The organism is Dyadobacter sp. (genome assembly GCF_039919315.1).
GTDB lineage: Bacteria > Bacteroidota > Bacteroidia > Cytophagales > Spirosomataceae > Dyadobacter.
Genome location: NZ_JBDSFX010000067.1, coordinates 122,663 through 141,973 on the forward strand (window position 1 = coordinate 122,663; position 19,311 = coordinate 141,973).

18 protein-coding genes are annotated in these 19,311 nt (G+C 45.6%); 10 read left to right on the forward strand and 8 right to left on the reverse strand.

From position 1 onward, the window contains the following. Nucleotides 1-22: 22 nt before the first annotated feature. Nucleotides 23-1,300, forward strand: coding sequence for a polysaccharide pyruvyl transferase family protein (locus ABIO93_RS18685; protein WP_348070378.1), 1,278 nt, complete (start codon nt 23-25; stop codon nt 1,298-1,300). Nucleotides 1,301-1,757: 457 nt separating this feature from the next. Here ABIO93_RS18685 and ABIO93_RS18690 read toward each other — a convergent pair whose 3' ends face one another. From ABIO93_RS18690 to ABIO93_RS18705, 4 genes are read right to left on the reverse strand one after another with little or no spacing between them, the layout of a single operon-like run. Then, nucleotides 1,758-2,225: a GNAT family protein gene (locus tag ABIO93_RS18690; RefSeq protein ID WP_348070380.1), complete on the reverse strand. Its 468-nt coding sequence runs from the start codon at nt 2,223-2,225 to the stop codon at nt 1,758-1,760. Between the two features lie 56 nt (nt 2,226-2,281). Continuing rightward, on the reverse strand, nt 2,282-3,007 hold the full coding sequence (locus ABIO93_RS18695; RefSeq protein WP_348070382.1) for a LytTR family DNA-binding domain-containing protein: 726 nt from the start codon (nt 3,005-3,007) through the stop codon (nt 2,282-2,284). Further along, nucleotides 2,982-4,166 (reverse strand): histidine kinase, encoded by a 1,185-nt coding sequence (locus ABIO93_RS18700; protein ID WP_348070384.1) that lies wholly within the window; start codon nt 4,164-4,166, stop codon nt 2,982-2,984. Before ABIO93_RS18700 ends, ABIO93_RS18695 begins: the two co-directional genes overlap by 26 nt. A 4-nt stretch (nt 4,167-4,170) precedes the next feature. After that, nucleotides 4,171-5,226 carry a histidine kinase gene (locus tag ABIO93_RS18705; RefSeq protein WP_348070386.1) on the reverse strand — a complete coding sequence of 352 codons (1,056 nt, stop codon included), beginning with the start codon at nt 5,224-5,226 and terminating at the stop codon, nt 4,171-4,173. 251 nt (nt 5,227-5,477) lie between these two features. Here ABIO93_RS18705 and ABIO93_RS18710 point away from each other — a divergent pair, with 251 nt between their 5' ends. The 4 genes from ABIO93_RS18710 (at nt 5,478) to ABIO93_RS18725 (ending at nt 8,645) form a co-directional block, all read left to right on the forward strand. Then, nucleotides 5,478-6,797, forward strand: coding sequence for a vanadium-dependent haloperoxidase (locus ABIO93_RS18710; protein WP_348070388.1), 1,320 nt, complete (start codon nt 5,478-5,480; stop codon nt 6,795-6,797). 755 nt (nt 6,798-7,552) lie between these two features. Continuing rightward, the gene (locus tag ABIO93_RS18715) at nt 7,553-7,945 is read left to right on the forward strand and encodes a hypothetical protein (RefSeq protein ID WP_348070390.1); all 393 of its coding nucleotides are present in this window, start codon (nt 7,553-7,555) and stop codon (nt 7,943-7,945) included. Then, nucleotides 7,935-8,249, forward strand: a complete 315-nt coding sequence (locus ABIO93_RS18720; protein ID WP_348070392.1) for a hypothetical protein — start codon at nt 7,935-7,937, stop codon at nt 8,247-8,249. The genes ABIO93_RS18715 and ABIO93_RS18720 overlap by 11 nt, the downstream gene beginning before the upstream one ends. 90 nt (nt 8,250-8,339) lie before the next feature. Continuing rightward, a complete protein-coding gene (locus ABIO93_RS18725) occupies nt 8,340-8,645 on the forward strand; it encodes a phosphatase PAP2 family protein (protein WP_348070394.1) in 306 nt (101 codons plus the stop codon). On the opposite strand, the gene ABIO93_RS18730 is transcribed toward ABIO93_RS18725, so the two are convergent. Then, nucleotides 8,639-9,253 (reverse strand): HD domain-containing protein, encoded by a 615-nt coding sequence (locus ABIO93_RS18730; RefSeq protein WP_348070396.1) that lies wholly within the window; start codon nt 9,251-9,253, stop codon nt 8,639-8,641. The two genes, ABIO93_RS18725 and ABIO93_RS18730, sit on opposite strands and share 7 nt — an antisense overlap. A gap of 148 nt (nt 9,254-9,401) precedes the next feature. Here ABIO93_RS18730 and ABIO93_RS18735 point away from each other — a divergent pair, with 148 nt between their 5' ends. The 5 genes from ABIO93_RS18735 to ABIO93_RS18755 all read left to right on the forward strand — a co-directional run bounded on the left by ABIO93_RS18735 (nt 9,402) and on the right by ABIO93_RS18755 (nt 16,389). Further along, entirely contained in the window at nt 9,402-9,779 is a 378-nt protein-coding gene (locus ABIO93_RS18735) for an EamA family transporter (RefSeq protein ID WP_348070398.1), read from the forward strand. A 682-nt stretch (nt 9,780-10,461) separates the two neighbouring features. Beyond that, nucleotides 10,462-11,322, forward strand: coding sequence for a DUF3347 domain-containing protein (locus tag ABIO93_RS18740; RefSeq protein WP_348070400.1), 861 nt, complete (start codon nt 10,462-10,464; stop codon nt 11,320-11,322). 98 nt (nt 11,323-11,420) lie between these two features. Beyond that, complete coding sequence (locus ABIO93_RS18745; RefSeq protein ID WP_348070402.1) at nt 11,421-13,721, forward strand: multicopper oxidase domain-containing protein; 2,301 nt, start codon at nt 11,421-11,423, stop codon at nt 13,719-13,721. Nucleotides 13,722-13,761: 40 nt separating this feature from the next. After that, on the forward strand, nt 13,762-15,801 hold the full coding sequence (locus tag ABIO93_RS18750; protein WP_348070404.1) for a copper-translocating P-type ATPase: 2,040 nt from the start codon (nt 13,762-13,764) through the stop codon (nt 15,799-15,801). A 129-nt stretch (nt 15,802-15,930) separates the two neighbouring features. Beyond that, nucleotides 15,931-16,389 carry a hypothetical protein gene (locus tag ABIO93_RS18755; protein WP_348070406.1) on the forward strand — a complete coding sequence of 153 codons (459 nt, stop codon included), beginning with the start codon at nt 15,931-15,933 and terminating at the stop codon, nt 16,387-16,389. A gap of 319 nt (nt 16,390-16,708) precedes the next feature. On the opposite strand, the gene ABIO93_RS18760 is transcribed toward ABIO93_RS18755, so the two are convergent. From ABIO93_RS18760 to ABIO93_RS18770, 3 genes are all read right to left on the reverse strand, one after another. Then, nucleotides 16,709-17,623 carry a helix-turn-helix domain-containing protein gene (locus ABIO93_RS18760; protein ID WP_348070408.1) on the reverse strand — a complete coding sequence of 305 codons (915 nt, stop codon included), beginning with the start codon at nt 17,621-17,623 and terminating at the stop codon, nt 16,709-16,711. A gap of 45 nt (nt 17,624-17,668) precedes the next feature. Further along, entirely contained in the window at nt 17,669-18,406 is a 738-nt protein-coding gene (locus ABIO93_RS18765; protein WP_348070467.1) for an SDR family oxidoreductase, read from the reverse strand. 172 nt (nt 18,407-18,578) lie between these two features. After that, nucleotides 18,579-18,899: a CHC2 zinc finger domain-containing protein gene (locus tag ABIO93_RS18770; RefSeq protein ID WP_348070410.1), complete on the reverse strand. Its 321-nt coding sequence runs from the start codon at nt 18,897-18,899 to the stop codon at nt 18,579-18,581. Between the last annotated feature and the right edge of the window lie 412 nt (nt 18,900-19,311).

Sequence of the window (19,311 nt, forward strand, 5' to 3'; positions counted from 1 at the left end):
AGCTAAAAAAATAACTAACGACATGATAATCCAGACCAGCCGCCGCAATTTTCTACGAACTTCCAGCCTGGCGCTGGCCACATTGCTCAGCCAGAACCTGGGTGCGACTCCGGCAAAGAAAAAAGTAGTGATCCTTCGCTCTTCCTGGCAAACCGTCAACATTGGCGACATCGGCCACACGCCGGGTGTGCTCACCATTCTTGAAAAACACCTTCCCGATGTAGAAATCCGGCTCTGGCCGAGCAGTATCGGTAATGGTGTAAAAGAAATTCTTGAACAGCGATTCCCCAATGTTAAGATCGTAAATACCCCTGAGCTCATTAAGCAGGCTTTTGCCGAGGGCGATTTCCTCCTCCACGGATCGGGGCCTTTTCTGGTGGCGCGGGCTGATGTGAAAAGATGGCGCGAGGAAACCGGTAAACCTTATGGTATCTATGGCATTACGTTTCCAGGCTTTTACGGGGCACCTACCGAGCAGCAAATCGCTTCGCTCAAAACGGATACGGAACTACTTACGAATGCAGCGTTCACTTTTTTCAGAGATTCGCCGTCGCTTGAATATGCCCGTAAAAACGGCGTAAAATGCCCGATCATGGAATTCGGACCTGACGGAGCATTTGCAGTAGACCTTCGAAATGATAAATTAGCCGACGCGTTTTTGAAAACCAATGGATTGACCCCGGGAAAATTCCTTTGCGTGATCCCACGACAGCGCTATACTCCTTATTGGGAGGTAAAATCCCGGAATACACCTTTCGACGCCTTCAAAGATGGGAAAAACAAGGAAATGCAGGAACACGATAATGCTCCAATCCGGGAGGCAATGATGGCTGTGCTGGACAAAACGGATTTGAAGATCCTGATCTGTCCGGAGGACGAAACGCATGTCAAACTGGGTAAAGAAGTGCTGCTTGACAAGCTACCCAAGAAATACCTGGACCGCGTGGTATGGCGCGACCGCTACTGGCTGACGGACGAAGCGCTGAGTACTTACCTGAAATCCGCAGGATTATTCGGACTTGAAATGCACTCGCCCATCATGTGCGTCGGTCATGGCATTCCCGCTGTCGTTTGCCGGTTCACCGAACAAACTACCAAAGGCTTTATGTGGCACGACATTGGGCTCGACGACTGGCTTTTTGATATGGACAAGCCCGAAGAAGTGGCGCGTATTGTCCCCACTGTACTGGCTATTGCCCAAAAGCCCGCACAGGCAAAGCAAAAGGCATTGAAGGCTAAACAAATTGTTGAGGGCCGTCAGAAGGCGACAATGGAAATTTTGGGAAATACGATGAAGTGAGCGGAAGTTCTTTGCTTTTGTTTGATATTGAACAATTTGGATTCGCGTTATAAATCGTACAAAAGCCACAAAGCAATGATTTTACGGGCTTTTGTACGGTTTGAAACATGTTGACGTGGAGATGCAGTGAGTCGAACTATGTCTGATTTCGTAAGATAGGAGCTCCCCAACTTCAAGAGGAAAGTATAACTATACTACTATTATGATTGTAGCTCGGGATGCAAGTTCGGTTCAATGCCGAATTTTTGATGGAAAAGCATATCGAACTCCAAGAATCAATGCGTTTGCCAACCTTATCTATCAGAAAATGAAGGACTTAGAGGTAATAAAAAAACGAGACAAATCCAGAAAATCTGGCTTTGTCTCGTATGGTGCACCGAACGATTGCAGAACCTTAGCTATAACTAATTCATATTGAGCGAGTTAATTTTCGATTTTAAACGAACTCTCGATTAGCTCACCAAGACTTTATGCTATTGCTTAAAATAGTGCTTCGATACTCCCATTCCAGGACGGTGCCATCTTCTTCATCCCAAACTGTACCGACACATTTAAAACCATTCTTCTTCAAAATCCGTGTTGAATAATTCTCTTGCTCGAGTGTTCGGGCTGTAATTTTAATAGCCGGATTGTTATGCAAGGCAATCACTACCAATAGCCTACACATTTCGCTACCAATACCTTGACGTTGATAGGCAGGAAATGTGCTATAGGCAATTTCTACTTTACCATCTTTTGGCCCTCCTTTAAAAGCGGCGCCCCCTACAATTTTATCATTGATCCTGGCAAAATAACCTATCCATGGCGGTGTATAACCAATTCTATTAAAGAACTCAATCGTCATGGGTAGGCTTGTCTGGCAGTCAGGATGATCAGCAAACGACTTGTTTTCTTCTATGGTTGCTCCAATCGGTGATAGTTCCATGATTTTGTTTTACAACTAGGGTTTTTTAAGCTTAGTGGGCGGCGATGAACCATTTGTTACGAACTAACCCTCAGCACCCGCTCAACGTCTTTTTGATAAAACCGCCCGATGGGAAACTCTTGCCGTGCTACCTCAACGTGCCGGGGCGTATAGGTGGAAACATGGGCCGCTGCTACAATAAATGACCGGTGTACCCGTACGAACTGATCGGAGGGCAACATGGCTTCGAGAGCGCTGATGGTTTGTTTCACAACCAAGGGCTTGGCGGTTGTCGTGAAAATCTGGACATAGTCTTTCCGGCTTTCTATATATTGAATGTCGCAAGTCATCACCTTCACTAATTTACGGTCGGCCCGGAAAAACAGAAACCCGGCTTCGGTCGATCGACTCGGTTCCTTTTCGGGAAGGGGTGCCGTTAATGGAGTGTCCACCGTTTTCAGAACTTTGCCAGCCGCCCGCAGAAACCGGTCGAAGGGGATGGGTTTGATCAAATAATCGACCACGTCTAAGTCGTAGCCATCAAGGGCATATTCCCGATAAGCCGTGGTGATAATAACCGGGGGCGGGTTACGCAGCGTTCGCAAAAAATCGGTGCCGATCAGTTTAGGCATTGAAATGTCTAAAAACATCAGGTCGATAGGTTGCTGTTGTAATACCTGAAAGGCTTGCAGGGCATTTTCGCAACGGGCGGCTACGGTTAACCCCTCCACCAATCCGATGTAGAGTTCCAGCACATCTAAGGCGGGTGGCTCGTCGTCAACGAGCAGGCAGCGTAGTTTCATAGTAGGGCGAGGGCTGGGACGTTGACGGTTGGCTAAATGGAGATATCGCTGATACAACAAAAGGCAGGGTCAGTGTTACGATGTAAGCGTCGGGTTCTGCGTGTACCTGAAGGTCATATCTATCACGGTAATGGAAGTACAATTGTTTCTGTATATCAGCAAGTTGTTTTGAGTTATTGGTCAGCTTACTCATCTGCCCGTTAATGACTTTCAGTATTAACTGTGTTTCGGTCACGGCCAGATCGATGCATATCCAGGCTGGTTCGCCAGATTCTCCAACCGGTAGTTGCTGAAATGCGTTTTCAACAAGGATGAACAGCGATAAAGGTGCAATAAAGTGGTTTTCAGTAGCCCTTCGGACCGTGAACGATATCTCCATGTCAGTGGGATGTATGGCCCGTTGCAGAAAAACGTATTGATTAATCAAATCAATCTCCCTCACCAGCATCACCCATTCAGCCTTACTCTCATATAAGATATAGCGTAGCAAATGGGCCAATTTTAGAACCAGTTCGGGGGCCTGCTTGGACTTTTGCAGTATCAGCCGATCTAATTCATCAAGCGAGCGGATCACGAAGTCAGGGTTTATCTGGCTTTTTATCAGTTGAATTTCGGTGCTGATTCTTTTCCGTTCCAGGCGGCTGGCTTCCTGCTGTTTTTGCCGCCAGTTAGTAAAGAATTTGTAAACAGCCAGAACCAGAATAATGGTGCTATATTCATACATATACACCTGATCGAAGAAATAATCATTAAAATACCGGATCTCAAATGGGCGTAACGGTTTGCCTTGCAGGAGTGGATCTATTACAGACATATGTAATCCTTTGGTGATCCGTGCTACGTAACAAACCACAACCGTGATGAGCAGATATAGCCCAAGGCCCTTTCCATAGCGGCCACTCAGCAGCGGGGGCATCGCCCACTGCAGGAACGCATAAGCATAGAATATACCAATGGCTAACCCATAGAGGAACAGAATAGTCAGAAAATAGGGCGAATGCTGATAATCGAACGGTCTGCCGTTGCCGTCGACATAGTAATGCGTAACCGTGTCAATGTAATCATGATAAATCCATTGAGGTATAAAAAAATACGCTGCCACGACCAGCCAGAACAGCGCGTGGCGATAGAAACGATTTTTGGGTAGAAACGGGAACATAAGCTTAATTCAGTTGAATCTTTAATTCGACTAGATACCGGGTGCTTTCCGAACGAATAGCCAGTTGATGGCGATCCGGGTAGATTAAGGCCAGCCGCTTCCTGACATTTGCCAGACCTAACCCACTGTGCGGCGTTTGTGGCTGGGTAAGATCGGCACTTTGGCTATTTTCTATCCTGAAATTCAGTTCATTATCCATCATACACAAGCAAAGTTCAATAATGGCTTGGTCGGTTTGCTGCGAGGCACCATGCTTAAAAGCGTTTTCTACGAACGGAATTAGTAATAGAGGAGCAATTTTCTTACCGGTCAGGTCGCCCCGAACGGTCAGGTCCATATTCAGGCGATTGCCATAGCGGATTTGTTCGAGTTGGGTGTAGTTTCGGAGCAGTTCGATTTCTTTACTCAGAGGTATTTCCAGGGCATTGCATTCGCGAAACATGTACCGGAGCAAACCTGATAGTTTCTGCACGATTTCTGATGCGTTGACGGACTGCTGCAATGTCAATGAGTAAATGTTGTTGAGCGTATTAAAGAGAAAATGCGGATGAACCTGGGCCTTCAACACCTGCAATTCCATGAGCAGTGTTTCCTGCTCTAGCTGCTGATTATCGCGTTCTTTCCGATACCAATACCGAAACATCTTCATCGAAGCCGCCAGGAATACGAAACAATTATTCATCATAAATCCTGTATCAAACATGATCTGAAACGGATTGCGGGAAAAATTAGTCAGTGACAGGCCCGTCGGCAATTCTGCCATGATGAGGAACTGCCGAAACAACAGAAAAGTCAGCATCCACAGTAACAGCCGCCATAGAAACTGACGGTATTGCATCCGCAATAATGCTGGTTGCACAAAATAAAGAAAAAGGTACGTGCCTGGCACACATTGCGGGAGACCCATGAACACGCTCTGAAGTGCTTCCGGAAAGCTGCTAAACAAGTTAATATTCGCAACCGACAACCCAACCATAAACACCACCCAATACAGACTGTGCCGCAGGAGCCAATTCTGGGGAGTATTGTCGGCTTCGAGTAATTGCCTGAACCAGTTCATGCGACGGCTGTTGAGAGAATATCCGGAAACTTCATCAAAAGATAGCGATTAATTCTGTACCTAATTAGTTCATAATCAATATTATCGTCCGATAACACTGTTTCAGCGATGCATGTCGGTTATCGCCGACGAACGACATGCATCTTTGTGACTACGCTATCTGACAACCCATTTGTTTTTCTGGTCGAATAAGCCAGCAGGACCTTTTCAGACGTACTATTTTTCGACCAAATCTAACAATTAACCATTCAATGAACCGATCCATACACTCCCCACGCTTCATGCGATCCGCAATCAGGCTGTTTGTTTGTACACTGCTAACAGTTTCCTGCCAAGACCACCCCTCGCCAGCTGATCCGATATTCTCTGCTGATGTAGCCCATGCGTGGATGCAGATGCATATCAGGCTGACCCGCAGCACCGCCGGTTACAATTCCGTCGTTTCAGACCGGTCATTTGGCTATGCGGGTATTACCATGTATGAAGCAGTTCTGCCCGTCATCGAAGGCAACACGTCACTACTGGCCCAGATTGGTGGGAGTTCACTTACGCCCGACAAAAGTGGCGATCAGTACTATTGGCCAGAAAGCCTTAATGCAGCCATGGCCCGCATCACAAGACAGTTCTTTGAAAGTACATCAGCGGCCAACCTGAAAACCATCGACTCACTGGAAACGGTTTATAAAAATCAATTTCTGGCCTTGACCAGTCCTGACAAACTGACGAATGCCGAGACTTATGGTCGGCAGGTTGCCGATGCGATCTTTGAATGGTCGAAAACGGATGGCGGCCATCAAGCCTATAAAAATGTGACCGACCCTACCTACACGCCCCCGGTCGGACTCGGATTATGGGTGCCTACACCTACCGGAGTCCCCATTTTACCGCGCTGGGGCAACTCCCGGACGTTTATAGCAAACAGTGCTGTCAGTTCGCAGCCTGGGCCACCGACTCCTTACTCCGAAGACCCCGGATCGGCTTTCTATGCGATGGCAAACGAGGTCTACACGACGTCACAATCGCTCACCAAAACGGATACGACCACAGCGAGGTTTTGGGCTGATACGCCTGGGAATTTGAACGTCCCGGCGCACGCCACCAACATCCTTACCCAACTTCTGGTTACTACCAAGCAGGACCTGTTAAAAGCTGCAGCGGCCTATGCGCTGCACGGCATTGCCCTTAGCGATGCAGCTGTCTCGACCTTCAAAACAAAGTATAACTATAATCTGCTTCGGCCCTTTACCTACATTCGCACGGTGATGAATAAGAGCACCTGGAACCCTGTCATTCCTACGCCGCCCCATCCAGAATACTCGGCAGCTCACGCGGTTGTATCCGCAGCTAGCGCAGCTGTCCTGGAAAAGCTCTTTGGTGTCGGCTTCAAGTTTAGTGACAAAACCTATGAGTCAAGCTATGGTGTTCGGTCTTACAACACATTTCAGGAGTATGCCCGGGAAGCGGGACGGTCGCGGCTGCTGGGCGGTATTCACTACGGATTATCCATAAGCGCTGGACTGACCCAGGGAGCCAAAGTAGGTACGCTCGTTAATCAGTTAACGATTAAGTAGGCCGATCAGGCTATCACTCCCAGGAGGCCATTGCTGGGGGACCTTCGCGACTATTGCCGTTGGGTGCCTGCTATATATTCGGATTTAAAAAATGACTGGCCAAATAAATTTTATTGTCTGACATTGAATATGTTAGACCGAATAAAAGACCGGCCTTTGATTGTTTCGGTCGCTAGGCCTTGCTGCTGTCCCATATATCCCAGGTACTGATCCTGGCATATATGGAATGGAGAGACAGGCGCCTGCTGCTCGACCAGACACCCAAGCATCTTGAACCACTCGGTAGCATCCACTATGCAATTTTTCAGCAAACCGTGCTCTTCCGGGCAATTCGATCAGGTATTGAAAGACTGTTGTCTAAAACGGACTTCACCGGGCCTATATCTCCGAAATAGACAACTGTAAAATGAGTTCTGTCTAAAAGTTAAAACTTTAAGACAGAACGTTAAAAAAACGGAATTTGAAAAGATGGACGACAAGCTACTATTTACTTAAACGGTCGTTTTTGTAAATAGCAACAAATTCCTCTATTGGCTACTCATGGCCATGAAATAAATGGACAGCTATTATATTTGCAATATCGATAGCGCATTGGAAATGGGGTTCGCAGATGAAATTATGCAGGAATTCTTGGCTGCCCATCCAGAGGCGGCATTAGGGCGGCTGTCACAGCAAGAGCTCAACCAAAACCTTCAGGCTTTTATGCAAGCACGCAACAAAAAAGAATTGGTAAGTTTTGATGGTCCGCTGAGCAAATGCATGTACTGCTCAATAACCCCATTGGCCAGGTATCAATCATCCGCCGCCAGGCAACTCTTCCGGACAATATTATTGACCAGATTCCATTCTTTCGCCTTATCGATGTTCTTTATAGCATTTTGCAAAAGGCACCAATCAAGCTGACATCAAAGGGAAATCTACCTCTCAACGTTTGTAGCCATTTATATGAACAAAAGTTTTTGCTGCAAGACGACATCGAAAAAGGCTACACTAAAAAAATATCCGAGGATAACGTTGTTTTCATACAGGCCCTAAAAGCATGCCTCTTGGTAGGCCCTGATGTCAAAAAGCGGGGTAATGGTGGATTTCGACCCTCATTGCGGCCCAGAGTTGGAACGGTTCTAAAAACAATGATAAATGGCAGATAAAATCCGATATAAGACAAAGATTGTAGTCATAGGTGCTGGTCAAGCCGGGCTATCCGAGCGGTTTTATATTGATTCGTCCGAAACTCTATTTTCTGCATTAGGCATTATTAATGCCACCGGTACCTGGGAAAATTTCTACATCCCTAATTACCTGGGAGCAGATCTCTTTACTGGTGAACAGCTGCACACACGGGATTTTAAAACTGCCGATTACTTCAAGGGAAAGCATGTCGTCGTGGTCGGTGAGGGCATATCTGATTCTTTTCAAAATGCTCTGGAAAAGGCAGGAAAATTACTCGAATAGTTGATATCGGTACCGTTAACGGACTTCGGAGCTTCTAGTGCTCCGCTTTTGAGAATCTTTCTTTTAATTAATTTAAGATATTTTTTAAGGTTGAAGCAGCACACGCTTCGCCTTGATGGCAGCAGCTACAATTCGTTTCCGTCTGGCCATACCACGCAGACCTTTGCGGCAGCCACTTTTTTGAATGAAGAGTACAAAGACCGCTACCCATGGATACCCTATGCTTCCTACACAGCGGCTTCATCTGTTGGGTTGCTCCGCGTGGCCAACAACCGGCATTACATCAGCGACGTGCTCGTAGGCGCAGGTATTGGATATTTATCAATGAAGGCGGCATACTGGACGCATCAGTACAAATGGGGAAAGGCAGCTCGGAAACAGCAGCTGGTTTATTGATCTTCTTTGGAACCAGCTTGTATCCGGGCTTCCAATTGCCTGAGATTCTCTTGCTTCTGAGCAGCAAGTTTGTCCTGACAATAGGGAGTGCTGAACTGGTGAGACCGTAATAGCTTTGCGGATCCGGCCAGCCAACTGCCGGCAGAGATATCCTTTTTTAATCTGCGGCTGGTTTCCTCTCGCATTAAAGCATCTTTTTTAGCAAATTCTGATGTGCCAAAATGATAAAGGTCTGCATCGCAGACAATTGATTCCAAGAGATTTGTCGGATTTTGTGGTAGCGTAGTAGCCAAAATGCAGCCAGTGACATGCTCTATGAGATCACCCTCAATGAATAAACTATTTGCGAATTCATGGAAAATCGAAGCGCCGCGTTGCTCGTGACCGGCAGGATCTCCGCTGATATAACCCAGGTCATGAAACCAACTGGCAGCGAGAACCACAAACCGCTCGGAATCAGTTAGCTCGTAGTAATCTGCAATCTTTGAAGCATTTCCTACCACGCTTAATGTGTGGTTTAGATTATGATAGATTAGCTCGTCACCACAGACAGATAATTGAGCCGATACAAAAGCCTCAATTAGATCCAACAGGGAAGCAGTTTTCATTAAGTTAGCATATTTGAAGGTGTCGCCAGCGGGTATTCCAAGCCCATTTAAGCGATAAACCTATCTGCGAATTTTGAATTCTTTTTGAATTCCGTTATGCAGTTGAATTTTATACATCAATATTCTTCCTTCTTATCCAAGCTCAATTATGTGGAAATATTATGCTTTGCATTCTGCCATGTTTGCGATCGCAACGTCCATTTTAGCAAAAGTGGGAGTCAAAGGCATTGGTGGCAACCTAGCTATGGCTGTCAGGACAGTCGTAATACTTGTTATCGCTTGGGGAATTGTTCTTTTTAGCGGACAAACCAAGGAAGTGAAAGACATCAGCCGGACCAACCTCATTTTCCTTGTCCTGTCGGGAATTGCCACAGGCCTTTCGTGGATATTTTACTTCAAAGCGTTGGAAACAGGCGATGTACCGGTGTGCGGCCACCGCCGAGTTTTACTTCCGGTTTTGAAGGTTCAGCCATATAAATGTCCAGCTGCCGCCTCCGGATTCCAAATGGTTATTAGAATGGCCTGACATGAAAATAAAGCAAGTGGTAATGGCGATTAGGAATTTCAACAACATCATATTTTAGCTTAAATCCAGAACGTTCTGCACATATCCTAAAAGGCGTAAACCCTACAATTTACCTTCACAATCCGCCGATTCCATAATTATGCAATATGGCATAGTAATTATGTAGAAAATAACTGGAAACAAACCGCAATCTTTGTATTGCGTAAAACCGTATATTTCAATATGAGGGGTTGTGTATTCTTACTGCTGATGATAATTTGCCTACTGGTACCAGTGGGAGTGAGTCAGGCATGTGGTAGCAAACACAGTCCGGTGAAAAAAGAAGTAAAGCATGTGGCTACCCATAAAAAAGCTTGCTGTGCCAGGCATCGAAACCATAAATCCGATGATAGTAATACGAAATGCAGCCATAGCTGTAATGAATCCGGCTGTGATTGCGCCCACTCTGTTCCCATTTTTGCCTTAAAAGTTCAGCCGGCAGGGCTCTTACAAAAACCCGTTGCCGAGTTTGATAATACTACCTCCTGGTTCTTTCAACAGGCTTCTCCCAAGCCGGTGTACCTTTCACTCTGGATACCCCCAAACATAAGTTGCTAAGCTGCTTGTAGCCACAGGTGCGCCCTTCCGAAGCACTTTCTCCTTCGGACAAAACTTATTATTTAAAGCTCAAAATTCTATTCTGATGAAATCAATTAAAATATTGATGGCAACATTGCTATTGCTGTCCACTTTCCTGTCCTATGCAGATATTAAAAATGTCACTACCGAGAATGTAAAAATTGCCGGGTCATGCGCCCAGTGCAAGGAGGGGATTGAAGCAGCTGCATTTGAGAAAAATATTTCCAAGGCAAGCTGGGATAAAGAAACGAAGGTTGCCGCTGTGACTTTCGATAGTAAAAAGACCTCTCTGGATGCGATCCTGAAAAAGATCGCATTAGCTGGATATGATAATAACAGCTATCTGGCACCCGATGATGCTTATGCTAAACTGGAAGAATGCTGCCGTTATGGGCGCATTGGAAAGAATGAAGTGGTAGCTGAAAAGAAAATGACCGGGCATGAGCACGGTGCCGCGTCAATAGAAGCAGCTGCGAGGTCTCAGTCAGCTGATGCTGACCCGTTGAAGCCTGTTTTGGATGCCTATTATGCAGTAAAGGATGCCTTAGTTAGCTCAGACGGAAATGCGACTTCCGCGAAAGCAACAAGCCTTGTAAAGGCACTTAAAGCTGTTAAGATGGACGAGCTTGGGAGCGAGCAGCATATGGTTTGGATGAAAGTCGTGAAAGATCTGAATTTTGATGCCGAACACATTGAGGAAACCAAAGATCTAGGTCACCAAAGAGACCATTTCTCTTCTCTTTCTGAGAATATGTATAAACTCATCAAGTCGGCAAAGCCTGCACAGACGGTTTATTATCAGCATTGCCCAATGGCCAAAGACGGAAAAGGTGCCAACTGGCTAAGCCAGGTGTCGGCGATTAAAAACCCTTATTATGGCGCACAGATGTTGAACTGTGGCAAAACCACTGAAACACTCAAATAGCAACGACTGCCCTGATGGCAACGTAAGCATTACCTGCAATAGGTTAATGATTTATCGCCATCAGGGCAGCGTTCTCTTCTTAATTTAAATTATTATATATGATGGATTTTCTTAAAATCCCTATTTATAAAGCTCTTGCCGCAGTAGCAATCCTCTTTTTTATCTCGGGGCAGGTTTACAGCCAAAAAATAGTCCGGTATGATCTATACGTAAAAGACACAACTGTAAATTTTACCGGGACACCTAAGCGTGCCATTGCAGTAAACGGGCAAATCCCGATGCCTACATTAACGTTTACAGAGGGGGACACTGCCGAAATATATGTACACAATGAGCTGGACGAAGAAACGTCCCTGCACTGGCATGGACTGTTCTTGCCCAATAAGTATGACGGGGTACCCAACCTTACCCAAATGCCGATTAAGCCCCATACCACGCACTTGTACCGGTTCGCCATCATTCAGAATGGCACCCACTGGTACCATAGCCATACCGAGTTGCAGGAACAGATCGGCATGTACGGATCGATGATCCTGAACAAGAAAAAAGAGCCAGCGATACCCACTGTGCCTATCATACTCAGTGAGTGGACAGATATGAACCCGCATAATGTGCACCGGATGCTGCATAATGCTAATGATTGGTTTGCCATCAAAAAGGGCGCGACCCAAAGTTATTCTGAGGCAATCAGTCAGGGCTACTTTAAGACCAAAGTAGGTAACGAATTCAAGCGGATGACTGCTATGGACGTTAGCGACGTATACTATGACCGGTTTCTTATTAATGGAAAAAATGAAAGCCAGCTCTCCCAATTCAAGCCAGGAGATAAGGTGCGTTTAAGGATTTCGAACGGTGGCGCTTCTACATATTTCTGGCTTACTTATGCAGGTGGTAAAATGACTGTTGTCGCTAATGATGGAAACGATGTCGAGCCAGTAGAAGTAGACAGGCTAATCATAGCAGTTTCGGAAACCTATGATGTGATTGTTACTATCCCGGCTGTTAAACCCGGATCTGCGCCCACTGCCTATGAGTTTCTTGCTACATCAGAAGACCGGACCAAATCTGCTTCCCTATACCTGGGTGAAGGAGTAAAACAACTGGCATCACCCCTGCCCCGGCTTAAATATTTTGAGGGCATGAAGATGATGAACGGCATGATGAAAATGAATGGTGATTTGGACGACATGGGCATGAATATGAGCCTGAACCAGATGGATATGAACGTGGTCATGTATCCTGAAATCACCGGGGCTTTAAAAAGCAAAAAGAAGGATACAGGCAAAGCAATGGATATGGAAAGCATGAAAATGGATGATCCCAAGAAGGCTGGTGAAAACGAGCATGCTGATCATAACATGTACAATAGCAATGCATTGTCCTCGATTACGACCCTGAACTATGCCATGCTAAAATCACCCGGCAACACCTCTTTGCCAAAAAACGCACCGGTAAAAGAGCTCCGCTTTGTATTGACTGGCAACATGAACCGCTACGTGTGGAGCATGGACAATAAAGTGGTCTCAGAACGCGACAAGATCCTGATCAAAAAAGGTGAAAATGTCCGTATGGTCATTTACAACAATTCCATGATGCGGCATCCAATGCACCTTCATGGACATGATTTCCGGGTGCTCAATGGGCAGGGCCTTAATGCGCCACTGAAAAATATCATTGATATTATGCCCATGGAAACTGACACGCTTGAATTTGCCGCAACTGAAAGTGGTGACTGGTTTTTTCATTGCCATATCCTTTACCACATGATGAGCGGTATGGGCGCGGTTTTCTCCTATGAGAATTCCCCCGCTAACCCCGAGATCCCTAACCCCAGGTTAGCACAACGTAAATTGTTTGCCGATGACCGCCAGTTTCATTTCATGGCCGAGAACGATATTGCGACCAACGGTAACGATGGTGAAGCGATGATACAAAATACACGTTGGAGCATTGGTTCCGAATGGAGGCTGGGCTATAACGACCACCACGGATATGAGGTAGAAACGCACCTGGGACGCTACATTGGGAAGATGCAGTGGCTAATGCCATTCATTGGTTTTGACTGGCGGTACCGAAAAATGGAAATGGGCGAAGTAGAAACCAATCTTTTTGGCCAGCGCAGTACTAAAGACCAGAGATCCGTCTTTAGTGCAGGTGTTAACTACATGTTGCCTATGCTGGTTACGGCACAAGCTGAGATTTTCACCGATGGTGTTTTGCGTTTTCAACTGGAACGAATGGATATACCCGTTTCAAAGCGGCTGAGAATGAACCTGATGGTCAATACCGATAAGGAGTATATGGCCGCGCTTCGGTATATTTTTACCAGGTATGTGGGTGCCACAGCGCATTACGATAGCGATATGGGGTTTGGTGTTGGATTGACTTTGAATTATTGACCCATAAAATAGCTTGCCTTTTTCACATAAGTCAAATAAAATGGAAAATCACCACAGTCATCACCACATGCAAAAAGATGATTCGATGCATGAGCATCATGATGTTGGAAAGCAAATGGATGAGCATCAAGGCCATGACAAGCATGCGGGGCATCATACAGAAGATTTCCTTAAACGCTTCTGGATATGTATAGTACTTACAGTTCCTGTGTTACTGCTCTCGCATATGATCCAGCAAATGGCCGGGTTTGACTTTGCATTTACCGGGGACAAATACGTGCTTTTGATCCTGAGTAGTGTCATCTACTTTTATGGAGGCTGGCCTTTCTTGACTGGGCTTGTGAGTGAAATCAAGAATAAAAACCTGGGGATGATGACGCTGGTGGCCGTTGCAATTACGACTGCCTATGTGTATAGTGTAGCAGTAGTTTTCGGACTGGAAGGCATGGATTTCTTTTGGGAGCTGGCCACCCTGATCGATATCATGCTGGTGGGGCATTGGCTAGAAATGAAATCCCAGATGGCCGCATCACGGGCATTAGAATCACTGGTGGCTTTACTTCCCGCTGTGGTGCATGTGGAAAGGGATAATCAGGTAATTGATATCGCTCTGAAAGATCTTCGCTCTGGTGATATATTACTTGTTAAGCCTGGCGAGAAAATACCGGCTGACGGAATGGTACAGGAAGGAAGCTCCTATGTCAATGAAAGTATGCTGACTGGAGAAAGTGTTCCGGTCCAAAAAAAGAAAGATGACAAAGTCATAGCAGGTGCTATAAATAGCGACGGTGTCTTGAAAATTCATGTTACCGGTGCGGGGGACGACACGTATCTGCAAAAGGTGATCAGTATGGTCAAAACGGCGCAGGGTGCTAAATCCAGTACACAGAATCTGGCTGATAAGGTTGCCAAATGGCTGACACTGGTTTCTATCACTGTAGGCGTAGTGACTTTTATAGTCTGGTTTTCAGGCGGGCAAAGCTTGTCTTTTGCTTTGGAAAGAATGGTAACTGTTATGGTAACTTCTTGCCCCCATGCATTGGGCGTAGCCATTCCACTTGTGATTGCCATTTCAACAACGCTTTCAGCAACCCACGGACTGTTAATCCGTAACCGCACCGCTTTCGAAAATGCACGTAATCTTACTACAATTATTTTCGACAAGACAGGTACACTTACCAAAGGTTCGCATGAAATCCAGCAAATTATCATCCAGGACAACCAGTTTTCAGCCGATCAGATTCTGCAATATGCCGCGGCTATTCAGCAGAACTCTGAACACCATATCGCCCACGGGGTTATCCGGAAATTAAAAGAGAAAGGATTGGAGCTCTGGCCATCAGCTGATTTTAACTACATGCCTGGTATTGGCGTGATGGGAACTGTGAACGGGAAAAAAGTGGTAGCCGCCGGACCGAATTACTATAATCAGGAAAACATTCCGGTTCCTGCAATTCCTGACCAAATTGACCAGGCTACCGATACCGTAAATTTTATACTGGTAGATGGGAAGCTGGCCGGCATGATTACCTTCGCTGATTCGATAAGGGAAAGTGCTTCTGATGCGATTGCCGCATTAAAAAAGATGAATATTAAGACTTTTCTTCTTACCGGGGATAATGAAAAAATTGCAGAAGCCGTAAGCAAAAAGCTGAACATGGATGGTTATCTGGCTAATGTACTGCCGCACCAGAAGCAGGACAAGGTCAAAGAATTTCAAAGTAAAGGGGAAATTGTTGCCATGACCGGTGATGGTGTCAATGACGCACCGGCTTTGGCTCAGGCCGATGTGGGTATTGCGATCGGTTCGGGGACTGATGTTGCAGCCGAAACTGCCGACATCATCCTGGTTAACAGTGACCCGATGGATGTAGTACAAATGATAACATTTGGTAGGGCTACATACAGAAAAATGGTGCAGAACCTTGCCTGGGCAATAGGTTACAATGTGATAGCCATTCCGCTGGCTGCCGGTGTCTTGTACCCTTCCTTTATGTTAAGCCCGGCAATGGGGGCAGTCCTGATGAGTGCATCTACGATTGTGGTTGCCATCAACGCCAAGCTACTCAAAGTGAAATAGCTACGTAGATCCCGCAAACCTGAAATGACCCGGCTTCACCTGACTGGAAGCAGCTGGATATGTGATCTTTATCATCTTTGTTGTGCGTTAGTGAAGGTAAATTTGATAAACTATAAAATCGGTTATCAAATGAAAAAGCACCAACTTATCTTCCTTTTGGCATTTCTTGTATTTGCAGTTGGAAATGTATATTCACAAACTTACAAACAACCAATACCGTCTATTGATGCGCAGGGTAAGGTGACTGATGCAAAAGGAAAGCACATTGGCTGGGTTACCAGTGAGGGAACCATAAAAGATGCTGCAGGAGTAAAAATTGCCCACATCGATGACCAGGGAAACGCTGTTGATGCCGCCACCGGTAAAATCATGGGTAAAGCCGCAAAAAATGGCACATACCTTTATCATGTCCAAAGCGGGGCAGTAGATAGCTTAACGGTATCCAATCCTATGAATGGAACTTGTGAAGTCAAAGACAAAAATAGCAACACTGTTCTTTCAGTTCATGAAAATTACAAGCAGTACGGTGCTTGCGCCCTACATTGCCTTCAAATGAAAAACGAGCATAAGGGTATGAAAATGAAATAAGGGTAAAACTTATCTAATCCCTGCTATTTGCGACAGACTTACCTTGGCCTGTGCTTGTGAAAATCTTTTCAACTTACACGGTTCCAGTGCTACTTTATAGACTTTCTCAGTACAATTTAACGTACCAGAAAGAATATTAACTGTACTATTATTGCGTCTCATTGATCAATAAGCTGCCGTAGCCACTATATCCAAAGCTTATGTTCTCGCGAAGTAAATGACCCATCATCAGTGTACAGGATGCATAAGTTGATGCCACTCAAACTATCACTCTTGCACCACATCCCGTTTTTACAATAGGTCTTTTTTTGATCAGTTTCTAATTTGGATTTAGCAACTTACGAAATGCGGCGGGCGACAGGCCAGTTTTCTGCTTGAATAATTTGTTGAAAGATTGCGGATGCTCGAAGCCCAGTGCATATGCCACATCTGCCGTGGTCAGTGAATCGCTCCCAAACATTTCCTTGGCTTTCTCAATCATCTTCAAATGAATGTGTTGCTGGGTAGTCTTTCCGGTAAGCGATTTCAACATATCGGACAAGTAGCGCGGGGAAACTTTCAATCTCTCAGCTATCTCCTGGTGCGTTGGCAAACCACTTACCAGCGCATCTTTTTTCTCGAAGCGCTCAATTAAAAACGCATTCATCTGATCAATCAGATCGTGATGCACCTCATTACGGGTCAGGAATTGCCGGTTATAAAATCGATTGCAATGATGCAGCAGCAGTTCGATCTGTGAAACCAGCACATCCAGGCTAAAATGGTCAGTTTGTGTTTTTAGCTCCGTGGCTATCGATTCGAAAACAGATTGGATTACATATTTCTCCTTTTCGGAAAGGAACAATGCTTCCTGAACCGAATAGGAGAAAAAGCCATATCCGTGAATGCGGGAGGAAAGCGGATGTTTGTAAAGGAGATCCGGGTGGAAGTATAAGGCATAACCCTCATGCTCCTCCAAATCATCAGATAGTTCGACAATCTGATTTGGCCCTACGAAAGCAAGCCCGCCATCGCGAAAGTCATAAGATCCCGGTCCATATTTGGCCTTGCCATTGAACCGTAACTTGAATGCTATTTTATAAAAATGCAGTAAATACTGGCTCCCCGCATCGGCTAAATGGGGCTTGTTTTCATCATAATTGACCACTGTGACCAGCGGATGCAGGGGCGACCGCAAGCCAACACGCTCCATTAAAGCTGAAATATTGTCGAAAACCACTGGTTGCCCCCGCATAGCTATTTAATGCTTTTTGAAATACTAATTTACAACATGATCTCTTTAATCCTGAATAGCCGGGCGGATTACAATGTCGCCAATATCCACCTGATCCGGCTGGGCGATCGCGTAGGCAACTGCCTCCGCAATGGCCGCGGCAGGAATAGCAATCTGGCTCGCTCGCTGGGTCAGAACATCCCGGATGGATTCATTCTTGATTTTGCCCGCGAATGGCGTATCTACAAACCCCGGAGAAATCCCTGTCACCCGCCAACGGCCTTTTGACTCTTGCCGCAAACCTTCGCTGATCGTGCGAACTGCATTTTTGGTAGCCGCATAAACGCCCATTGTGGGCACAATACTAATGCCAGCTGTCGAAATGATATTGATAATATGCCCCGAACCCTGTAATTTGAAAACCGGCAACGCGGCGGCAATGCCATAAAGCGCGCCTTTCAAGTTCACGTTGATCATCTGCTCCCAACCTTCTACATCAATATCCTCCAATAGTTGTAGCTGGCTGATGCCTGCATTGTTGATGATCACATCTAGCCTTCCAAATTTAGTCAAAGCCAATTGTATCAGCGAGGCGACTTCTGTCCGCTTAGTAACATCCATTTGCAGGTAAACCGCCTGCCCGCCTGCTTTCTTAATGCGTTCTGTTAACGTTGCTAAAAGGTCTGACCTGCGGGCACCCAGCACCACCCTCGCTCCTTTTGCAGCCAGCAGCTCAGCCGTGGCTTCACCGATGCCACTGCTCGCCCCGGTGATAACGACTACTTTATTTTCAATTCCTGATATCATATCGTATGGTTGATTGTTACGATACAAAATTCCGGAATTGAAAAGCCCAAAGTGTAGCCGGAACCGCCGAATGTGTAGCCGGTAATTGCGATTAAATTCTATAACCGCATCAGCAATATCAAGCATGCTTTCAGGATTCAACGGATTGCACCTATGACTACGTGACAAGTCATCGAAATTGACCGTATAGAAAGCCAAGGTAATCGGAAAATATCTTGACCACCTCGCCAACTGTACACTGATAAAATATTAATGCAAAATCGACAAGATTCCCACCGCTTCCGATGCCGAAATCAAACCATCGATTAAGATTTCGATTGACCTTAAATGAGGCAGTCCGCTCATTTCTAAAAGGTGACAAATACCAATTGTCAACGTTTCGGATTTTGTTCGGCTCATATCCGAGCTCCAACAGATAGTCGGCAATGTCTAATTCTTTAATCTGGGCCAACGTCAGTAAGCCGTCATTTCCCCTCGCTCTCTCCCTCATTCCGCTTGCTTGTTTTGATTTGTAATGGCGAAAGTAAAGAGGTTAAAATTCAGTCACCTGTTCTAGGTAAATTCTCCTTAGGATCGTTTGGAGGGGTTTTGGTAAATTTGTACAGTTCCAATTTTAACTGAATATGACATGATGAACGTGAAAGATTTGACCAGTGTGTATGATACCATCATGAGTCTCCCAGGAATGAATGACCAGATCAAAATCAATTTGAAAATCAGCTATTGACTTTGTCCGCCGATTGTCTGCAAAAGTCTGGTCTGGTGGACCTAAATGACCGGCTCGCAAAGTTGTAAGAAATTTTTGCGTCTTCATGTCTACTCAATCAGAGGATAACATTTCGGACCAATATTTAGGCATGCATAATTTCTCTCAGCTACTTGAATTTAAGAAGCTATTTAGA